Origin of the sequence: Streptomyces sp. ISL-12 (assembly GCF_018614415.1) — a bacterium.
Lineage (GTDB): Bacteria > Actinomycetota > Actinomycetes > Streptomycetales > Streptomycetaceae > Streptomyces.
This window is the reverse complement of record NZ_JAGGOO010000171.1, coordinates 1-6,738: the sequence shown is the minus strand read 5'-3', so window position 1 is coordinate 6,738 and position 6,738 is coordinate 1. Positions and strand designations below refer to the sequence as shown.

The 6,738-nt window shown below is 72.3% G+C and carries 5 protein-coding genes; 3 read left to right on the top strand and 2 right to left on the bottom strand.

Annotated elements, in window-relative coordinates:
- Nucleotides 1-149: 149 nt before the first annotated feature.
- Nucleotides 150-944 carry a TetR/AcrR family transcriptional regulator gene (locus tag J7I94_RS35560; RefSeq protein WP_215174121.1) on the bottom strand — a complete coding sequence of 265 codons (795 nt, stop codon included), beginning with the start codon at nt 942-944 and terminating at the stop codon, nt 150-152.
- Between the two features lie 375 nt (nt 945-1,319).
- On the opposite strand from J7I94_RS35560, the gene J7I94_RS35555 reads away from it, so the two are divergent.
- Nucleotides 1,320-2,693: an NAD(P)/FAD-dependent oxidoreductase gene (locus J7I94_RS35555; protein ID WP_215174119.1), complete on the top strand. Its 1,374-nt coding sequence runs from the start codon at nt 1,320-1,322 to the stop codon at nt 2,691-2,693.
- A gap of 182 nt (nt 2,694-2,875) precedes the next feature.
- Entirely contained in the window at nt 2,876-4,528 is a 1,653-nt protein-coding gene (locus J7I94_RS35550; RefSeq protein ID WP_215174117.1) for a SpoIIE family protein phosphatase, read from the top strand.
- Nucleotides 4,529-4,531: 3 nt separating this feature from the next.
- On the opposite strand, the gene J7I94_RS35545 is transcribed toward J7I94_RS35550, so the two are convergent.
- Nucleotides 4,532-5,797 (bottom strand): MFS transporter, encoded by a 1,266-nt coding sequence (locus tag J7I94_RS35545; RefSeq protein WP_215174114.1) that lies wholly within the window; start codon nt 5,795-5,797, stop codon nt 4,532-4,534.
- A gap of 135 nt (nt 5,798-5,932) precedes the next feature.
- On the opposite strand from J7I94_RS35545, the gene J7I94_RS35540 reads away from it, so the two are divergent.
- Entirely contained in the window at nt 5,933-6,481 is a 549-nt protein-coding gene (locus tag J7I94_RS35540; RefSeq protein ID WP_215174112.1) for a MarR family winged helix-turn-helix transcriptional regulator, read from the top strand.
- Nucleotides 6,482-6,738: the final 257 nt, after the last annotated feature.

Below are 6,738 nucleotides of genomic sequence, written 5' to 3'. Positions count from 1 at the left end.
CCGGTCGGTGCCGGGCCGCGCCCCCGGAAACAGGCGGTACGGCGCACCCCTCCGACGGATACGGCCAGGCACCGATCGGCGTCGGCAGGTACTCCCCGGCAGCTCACGCCACCCGAAAGCACCCGCCGGCACACGCCGGCACCCGCACGCTACGCCGGCCGCGACCGCAGCCCCTCCAGCAGGATGTCCAGCAACCGCGCCGACGCCGCCGCCTGCTGCGCCGCGTCCGGCAGTGAGGGTGCCGCCGTGGCGATGACCAGCAGGACGTCGGACACCGACACGTCCGGCCGCAGCTCACCGGCCGCGCGGGCCCGGTCCACGAGCCTGCCGACGACCTCCAGCAGCGCCGCGGCGCCCGCGTCGTCCTCCAGGGACCCGGCCCCCGCGTCCACGGACTGCTCCGGCACCAGCCGCAGCTCACCGGAGCCCGGCTGGATCCGCTGCTGCGGCACCCGGGGTTCACCGGCCGGGCCGGCCGGGCCGTCTTCGGGATGCTCGTCCGCCACGCCCACCCGCAGCACCTGCGGCGGCAGCAGCCGGCCCGCGCCGGACGCCACCGACGTCCGCAGGAACCGGGAGAGCGCCGACCACGGCTCGTCCTCCTGCCCCAGCGCCGTCCGGGCCTGGTCGGTCAGCCGGGTCGTCTCCTCCTCGGCTATCCGGCGCACCAGCACGTCCTTGCTGGGGAACCGCCGGTACACCGTGCCGACCCCGACCCGCGCGCGCCGGGCCACGTCCTCCATCGGCGCGCCGTACCCCAGCTCGCCGAACACCTCACGTGCCGCGCGCAGCACGTGTTCCAGATTGCGCTGAGCGTCCACGCGCAGCGGCGCCGACCGCGCGCCGTCCCCGCGTCCGCCACCCGCCGCACCCGTTGTCGCGCTCATCGTGCCGCCGGCGGCGACAGCGGAGCCGGACGGCCAATGAGAGTTCTGAACATGCATAGACAATCCCCCGGTAATGACGTCTCCCCCCGGAGACACTCCCCGTCATCGGAAGCCGGAGCGTGTGCGGAACAGGCCGCTGTCCGGGCCGCCCGTCGCGGACCCGATGAGCGCATCCCCCCTACACTCCGTCGGGACGAACATAGTTGAGTGGGAGTCAATTCAGAAGGGGCAGGTTCCGCACGGAGCACACCCCGATCGGAGTACGGGCCCGATACGCCCCCCACGGCCCCCTGGTAAGGCCTCAGCACATCCCTGCTGACCTGCGCTCCTTCCCCGGCCATCGACGAATCGGCCAACCCTGTCCATCACCGCCGACCGGTCATACGAATTGCCGGGCCTGTGGACAAACTCAAGCGTCGGGTGCGTCATGGGATGGTGAAGGAACGCGCGCGCATTCTCGTTGTCGGCGGCGGCTACGTCGGGATGTACACGGCCCTGCGGCTCCAGCGGAAGCTGAAGGGCGAACTGCGACGGGGCGAGGCCGAGATCACCGTCGTCACCCCCGCCCCCTACATGACGTACCAGCCGTTCCTTCCCGAAGCCGCCGCCGGATCGATCTCCCCGCGGCACGTCGTCGTCCCCCTGCGCCGCGTCCTCGGCCGCTGCCGGGTCGTCGTCGGCGAGGCCGAGTCCGTCGACCACGCGCACCGCACCGCCGCCGTCACCACCCTCGCCACCGAGGAGGAGGGCGCGGGCGCGCGCCCCGTCGGCTACGACGAGATCGTCCTCGCCCCCGGCTCCGTCTCCCGCACGCTGCCCGTTCCCGGCCTCGCCGACCACGGCATCGGCTTCAAGACCCTCGAAGAGGCCATCGGCCTGCGCAACCACGTCATCGAGCAGATGGACATCGCCTCCTCCACCCGCGACCCCGCACTCCGCGACGCCGCCCTCACCTTCGTCTTCGTCGGTGGCGGCTACGCGGGCGTGGAGGCCCTCGGCGAGCTGGAGGACATGGCCCGCTACACCGCGCGCTACTACCACAACGTCGACCCCGACGACATGAAGTGGATCCTGGTGGAGGCGACCGACCGGATCCTGCCGGAGGTCGGCGAGGAACTGGGCCGCCACACGGTCACCGAACTGCGCCGCCGCAACATCGACGTACGGCTCGGCACCCGCCTGGAGTCCTGCGCCGACCGCGTCGCCGTCCTCAGCGACGGCTCCCGCTTCCCCACCCGTACGGTCGTCTGGACGGCCGGCGTCAAACCCCACCCCGTGCTCGCCGCCACCGACCTGCCCCGCACCGAGCGCGGACGGCTGAAATGCACCCCCCAGCTGGCGGTCGAGGGCGTCACGCACGCGTGGGCCGCCGGAGACGCCGCCGCCGTCCCCGACGTCACCGCCGGCGCACCCGGCCGGGAATGCGCCCCCAACGCGCAGCACGCGCTCCGCCAAGCCAGGGTCCTCGGCGACAACATCGCCCACGCCCTGCGCGGCGAACCCCTGGAGACGTACGCCCACAAGTCCGCCGGCTCGGTCGCCTCCCTCGGCTTCCACCAGGGCGTCGCCCAGGTCCACGGACACCGGCTGAAGGGGTATCCGGCCTGGTTCCTGCACCGCGCCTACCACCTCAGCCGCGTCCCCACCGTCAACCGCAAGGCGCGCGTGCTGGCCGAATGGATACTCTCCGGCCTCTTCAAGAGAGAGATCGTCTCGCTGGGTTCACTGGAACACCCGCGAGCGGAGTTCGAACTGGCTGCCGGGGGAATCACTCCTCAAGAGCCCCCGGAGAACCCGAAGGGGTAGTCCTGACCGGACCGAGGAACTCCACCGCCCGGCCCGGCGTCTGACGGATGTCGGCCCGGTCGGCACCCTGCCAGACTGGTCCACACCACCACGGGCGGGCCGCCGCCCACCCCCGCGCGGCCCCCGGGGCCCCCGGCCGGTTCCGGTGCCGGCCGCCGACGACTGACACGAGGCAAGGATTCGTGAACTTCACGCGCTGGAGCGCCCGGCTCCCCGGAACGCAGCGCCGCGCGGCAGCGCGGAACGACACCACGGTCTCCCCGGACCGGCAGGGAGAGAGCCGGTCGGAGACCTCCGTGCCCGCCGCCCGCACCGAACAGCTGACCGACGAACCCCCTCCCGTACCGGCCGTCGACGACCTCCCCGTCCGCGACGTCCTCGACCGCGTCCCGGCCCTCGTCGCCCTGGTGCACGGCCCCGACCACCGCATCGCCTACGTCAACGACGCCTATACGGCGGCCTTCGGCGTACGCCCTCTGGGTGAACGGGCGAGAGAAGCCCTCCCCGAACTGGCCGAACTGGGCCTCTTCCCCCTCCTCGACCAGGTCCAGCGCAGCCACCGGCCCCGCACCCTCAAGTCCCGCAAGGCCCCCGACGGCCGCTCCTACACCTTCACCTGCACCCCTGTCACCGAGGGCGAGGACAGCGGCGTCCTGGTCTTCGCCACCGACGTCACCGACCACGCCGAGGCCGCCGAGCGCCTGCGCGCCAGCGAACGCAGCCAGCGCGAGACCGCCGTCACCCTCCAGCGCTCCCTCCTCCCCCAGGACCTGGAGCAGCCCGACGACCTCCGCATCGCCGCCACCTACCACCCCGGCGGCACCGAGGCCGCCGTCGGCGGCGACTGGTACGACGTGATCACCCTCGGCGGTGGCCGCACCGCCCTGGTCATCGGCGACGTCATGGGCCGCGGCGTCCGCGCCGCCGCCGTCATGGGCCAGCTCCGTACGGCGGTCAGGGCCTACGCCCGCCTCGACCTGCCCCCGCACGAGATCCTCCAGCTCCTCGACGGCCTCGCCGCCGAGATCGACGCCAACCAGATCGCCACCTGTGTGTACGCCATCCACGACCCCAACGAGGGCCGCCTGGTGTACGCCTCCGCCGGGCACCTCCCGATCCTGGTCCGCGACGAGAGCGGCACGGTCCACCGCGCCGACGAACCCACCGGCCCGCCGCTGGGCACCGGCGGCTGGCTGCACGCCTCGGGCTCCGTCCCCCTCGCCCCCGGATCCACGGCCGTCCTCTACACCGACGGTCTGGTCGAGCGCCGCAACCAGGACCTCGACGAGGGCATCGCCGCCCTGGAGCGCGCCCTGGCCGGCGCCCGCGGCACCCCGCAGGTCATCTGCGACCGCCTGGTCCGCTCGGCGGGCGTGACCCCCGAGCACGACGACGACGTCGCCGTCCTGGTCCTCCAGCACCCGGCGCGCACCGGCCCCGAACACGACCTCTTCCGCAACGCCGCGCTGGAACTTCTCGGCGGCGTCGAGGCCGCCCCACGCGCGCGTGCCTTCGCCTCCGGCGTCCTGACCAGCTGGCGCTTCCCCACCGACCTGCACGACCTGGGTGTCCTGGCCGCCAGCGAACTGGTCGCCAACTCCCTCCAGCACGGCACACCCCCCATGCGGCTGCGCCTGCGCCGCACCGACCGCCGCCTGATCATCGAGGTCACCGACGGCGACGACCACCTGCCCAGACGGCGCCGCGCGGAGCCGGCCGACGAGTCCGGCCGGGGCATCGCCATCGTCGCGACCATCGCCTCCGGCTGGGGCAGCCGGCGCACCCCGGGCGGCGGCAAGGCGGTCTGGTGCGAGTTCGCCCTGCCCCGCCCGTGACGGCTACGCCTCGGCCGGCGCGGCCGACTCGGCGGGCGCCCCGCCCTGCCGGACCACCCGGGTGGCCCGCAGCAGCCACGGCCGGTCCTGCACCTGAGTGAGCGACCGCCCCATCCGCACCGCCAGCACGCTCATCACCAGCGAGAACAGCAGGAACACCACGATGTACGGTCCGGGCAGCGCCGCCGCCAGCGGCCCGCCCACCGCCGGCCCGACCGCCAGCGCGAGCTGCTTCACCAGGGCGAACGCGGAGTTGTACTGCCCCGCCATCCCCTCCGGCGCCAGATCCGCGACCAGCGGCACCAGCGTCGGCGACAACAGCGACTCACCCAGCCCGAACAGCGCGTACGTCGAGATGAACGCGGCCGTCGCCATGGACTGGCTGCCGTGCCCGAGCCCGGCGTACCCGGCGATCGCCCACGCCACGGCCCAGATCAGCCCCACGGACGCGATCACCCGCGACCGCTTCCGCCGCTCCACGAACCGCAGCACCGCGAACTGCGCGACCACGATCATCAGCGTGTTGGCCGCCAGCGCCGTCCCCAGCGCGGACGTCGAGATCCCGGCCGCCTCCACGCCGTACGCGCTCAGCCCCGACTCGAACTGCCCGTAGCAGGCGAAGAACAGCACGAACCCCAGTACGAGCAACTGCACCATGGCCCGATTGCCGAGCAGCTGCCGCCAGCTCCCCTTGGCCCCCTCGGGAGCATCCGCGACCCGGGGCGCCCGCTCCGTCCGCACCGTGGCCAGCACGGCGACCAGCAGCAGGAACATGGCCGCCTCGATGGCGAACAACAGGGTGAACGAGGCCGGGCTGGAGGTGTCGACGAGATGCCCGCCGATCAGCCCGCCGATACCGAGCCCGAGGTTCTGCAGGAAGAACTGCATGGCGAACGCCCGCGACCGCGTATCGGCCGTCGAGCAGTCCACGATCATCGTCGCCAGCGCCGGCTGCATCACGGCCTGCCCGGCCCCCAGCAGCGCGGCGGACGGCAGCACGGTCGCCGCCTGCTCCGACACACCCAGGCTCAGCGCGCCGAGGGCGGCCACGACCAGGGCGGCGAGCAGCACCGGCAGCGGGCCCCGCCGGACGATGGCCCGCCCGGCGAACGGCAGCACGATCAACGCGGCCACGGCGAAGACGGCGAGCACCAGCCCCGCCGTCACGGAGCCGAGCCCCCGTACCTGCGCCACATAGACGTACAGGTAGGGGACGGTGAAACCGAGCCCGAACGCGCTGAGCGCGTTGCCCACATGGATCCGGCGCATCGCAGCGCCCCTCGCCCTGGTCACGTTCACCTCTCTCACGAGTTAGGAGTGAAGACTTCGAAAGTAAACTTCGAAGCTAAAGAGTATATTCCGAAGGACTTCAAGGCAAAGCTCAGCCGTGCCATACTGCGACCCATGGGCGACACAGCAGCTGCCGGCGAGCCGACACTCGAGGAACAGATCGCCGCCTACCAGCGCGAGTTCCAGGACCTCGACCCCCAGGTCGAGAAGATCGTGTCGGCGCTGTCCCGCCTGAACCGCCGCATGAACGTCGCCTACGGCCGCCAGACCGCCGACCTCGGTGTCAGCAACGCCGACTTCGAGGTCCTCAAGGCCCTCGTCCTCTCCGGCGCCCCCTACCGGATGGGCCCCGGCGACCTCGCCAAGCGGCTCGGCCTGACCCCGGCCGCGATGACCCACCGCATCGACCGCATGGTCACCGAGGGCCTCGTCACCCGGGACCGCGACGAGTCCAACCGGGTCCGCGTCATCGTCGAGCTGACGGCCGACGGCCGCGAGAAGTGGCTGGAGGCCATGCGCCTCGCCTCGGTCTTCGAGGAGGACCTCCTCCAGGACCTCTCCCCCGACGAGCGCACCGCCCTCGGTGAGGTCCTCACCCGCATCCTGCGCAGGGTGGAGCACGACCAGCCGGACGCCGGCGGCCGGCTCAGCGACCTCGACTAAAACGGTTGACAGGGGACGCTTGACAGCCACCTCCCCGATCCGTAGGGTTCTTCGGGTTGCCGCAGCGCCGTAACGGTTTTGCGGTGACACTCTCGCCGCACGAGCGGCACCTCACACCACCAGCACGACCTCCCCTCGGGAACGATTTCGGCATGCCCGAATTCAATTCCGAACTCCGATTTTGGCAACAGGGAGCGGGTCCGCTAAGGTTTGAGACGTTGGAACGGCCCAACAGTCGCGAAGACAACCCACTCTGA

Bases quoted from the DNA above. Each gene is read 5' to 3' on its own strand.
- J7I94_RS35560 (WP_215174121.1), bottom strand. From the start codon at position 944: ATGCATGTTCAGAACTCTCATTGGCCGTCCGGCTCCGCTGTCGCCGCC.
- J7I94_RS35555 (WP_215174119.1), top strand. From the start codon at position 1,320: ATGGTGAAGGAACGCGCGCGCATTCTCGTTGTCGGCGGCGGCTACGTC.
- J7I94_RS35545 (WP_215174114.1), bottom strand. From the start codon at position 5,797: ATGCGCCGGATCCATGTGGGCAACGCGCTCAGCGCGTTCGGGCTCGGT.
- J7I94_RS35540 (WP_215174112.1), top strand. From the start codon at position 5,933: ATGGGCGACACAGCAGCTGCCGGCGAGCCGACACTCGAGGAACAGATC.